This window comes from Nocardioides sp., from assembly GCF_031422975.1.
Classification (GTDB): Bacteria; Actinomycetota; Actinomycetes; order Propionibacteriales; family Nocardioidaceae; genus Nocardioides.
On the sequence record NZ_JANPEO010000081.1, the window covers coordinates 1 to 2,120 of the forward strand.

2 protein-coding genes and 1 pseudogene are annotated in these 2,120 nt (G+C 67.0%); 1 reads left to right on the forward strand and 2 read right to left on the reverse strand.

The annotated features are described in order from the left end of the window. Positions 1–502: pseudogene (locus RMO85_RS02760) on the forward strand (anthranilate phosphoribosyltransferase); the annotation flags it as partial. Positions 503–693: 191 nt separating this feature from the next. Here RMO85_RS02760 and RMO85_RS02765 read toward each other — a convergent pair. Together RMO85_RS02765 and RMO85_RS02770 are read right to left on the reverse strand one after the other, a co-directional pair. Then, complete coding sequence (locus RMO85_RS02765; RefSeq protein WP_310526331.1) at positions 694–1,326, reverse strand: hypothetical protein; 633 nt, start codon at positions 1,324–1,326, stop codon at positions 694–696. 90 nt (positions 1,327–1,416) lie between these two features. After that, positions 1,417–2,120 (reverse strand): Ig-like domain repeat protein (locus RMO85_RS02770; protein WP_310526332.1); only part of this gene is annotated, 704 nt, incomplete at its 5' end.

A 2,120-nucleotide genomic window follows, 5' to 3' on the forward strand; every position in this document is an offset into this window, starting at 1 on the left:
CTTCAACCTCCTCGGCCCGCTGACCAACCCGGCCCGGCCGGCAGCCCAGGCCATCGGGTGTGCCGATCCGGCGGCCGCCCCGGTGATGGCCGGCGTGTTCGCATCCCGCGGCGTCGACGCCTGGGTGTTCCGCGGGGATGACGGCCTCGACGAGCTCACCACCACCACGACCTCGACTCTCTGGGCTGTCCACGGCGGCGTGATCGAACAGAGCAAGGTCGATCCGGCGGAGCTCGGAATCGCACCGGCGACGACCGAGGACCTCAAGGGTGGCGACGCCGCTCACAACGCCGAGGTCATCCGCCGGGTGATGGCGGGCGAACAGGGACCGGCACGGGACGCGGTCGTGCTCAATGCCGGCGCAGCCCTCGCTGTCTACGACGACCCGACGGGTGCACCGATGACGGCATTGGCAGCCGGCATCGCCAAGGCCGCCGAGACCATCGAGTCCGGGGCGGCGCTCGCGACGCTCGAGCGATGGGTCGCGGCGTCGGCGCGCTGACTCTGTGTCGTTGTGCGCTCAGCCGTAGTAGCCGCTGGCCATGGCCCAGGCGTTGAGCAGTGCCAGAGCCGCGAACATGCCGAAGATCACGCGGTTGTTGTGGAGCCACTTCGTGCTGAACATGCGCACACCCCCGGTCGGATGTCATTCATTGTCATGTTCGCCGCCAGATGCCGCAACCCCAGTTGTGGCTATGCGGGGAGGTCGAGCACCCACGAGTCACCGTCTCGACGGAAGCCCACTCGGTCGTAGTACGCACCGACCATGCGCGGTGGAGTGACCACGCGACGGAACCCCTCGTCAGCGAGCATGCCGCTGCGCCGCCACACGAACTCGCCGGGGGAGAAGTCGCGGTAGCGCGGCGTGACGTAGTCCAGCCGGACCTGCGCGGTGTCGCCCTCGTCGTCGAGCAGCACGACTCCGACAGTCTCGTCACCCTTCTGGATGAGGTACGCGTGCTGTGCGTCCGCAGACGGATCGTGGACGAACTCGGGATTGAACCGCAGGATGTCGGGACCGTGCACACGCAGTGTGTGCCGGAGGTACTCGTCGTCCGGTCGGACCTCAAGGACCTCGAAGGCGGCCTCGTCGTGCCGATCGCGCAGCATGGTGACGATGAAGAACAGGTTGATGGCCGCGAGCACGATGTTCATGCCGACCATCGGCCATACCGCGAGGGCGCCGTTGAAGACCGTCAGGATGACGCAGGCGGCGAGATTGAGGATGCGCAACCGCAGCAGGCGCGACTGCAGAAGCGAATAGACGAGCAGTGCGCTGCCACCCCAGCCGAGGATGTCGAGCCAGTGGTTCTCGAGCCAGTTCACGAACGGAGGCTACTTCCTCGGGACTGGGCCAGAGCCATCAACGAACGCACTGGCCCGGCCAGTGCTCGGCCGGGCCAGTGCGAGTCGGAATCAGCGAACGACGTACAGCTTGGTGATCTTCGACTTGGAACCAGCGATGGTGCCGTTGCCGATGTAGACGGCCTTGATCTTGTGCTTGCCCTTCTTCAGCTTCGGCAGCTTCCAGGTGAGCTTGCCGTTGCGGGTGCTCACCAGAGTGAGGGTCTTCAGCGCCTTGGCGCCGTCGAAGACCTTGATCGCACCCACCGGCCCGGGCACTCCGGTCACGGTGACGGTGATGCCGATCTTGACCCGGGTGCCCGGCGGGACCCGGGTCTTCGACAGGGTCGCGGCCGTCGTGGATGCCATCTTGGGGATGCTCACCCCGACGGCAGTGGCAGCACCGTCGGCGTACCCGGTCCGGACTGCGGATACCGCAACGGAGATCGAGGTGCCCGCGTCCGCAGGAACAGTCCGGTAGGACGTGGAGGTGGCACCAGGAATCGGTGCGCCGTTGCGCAGCCACTGGTATCGGTATGAGGTCGGCTGACTGGACCAGACCCCCGGGGTCGTCATCAGGGACGAGCTCACTGCCGGGGTGCCGCTGATCACCGGCGTCGTCGTCGCGACCAGCGCACCGCCGGCGCTGACACTGACACCCGCGCTCGTCGTCGTCCCGGTGGAGTAGTTGGGCTTGGAGCCGGTGGCCTTGACCGAGATCGTCTTGCCGTAGTCACCGGCCTGAATGACGTAGCTGGGTCCGGAGCCGCTGCTGG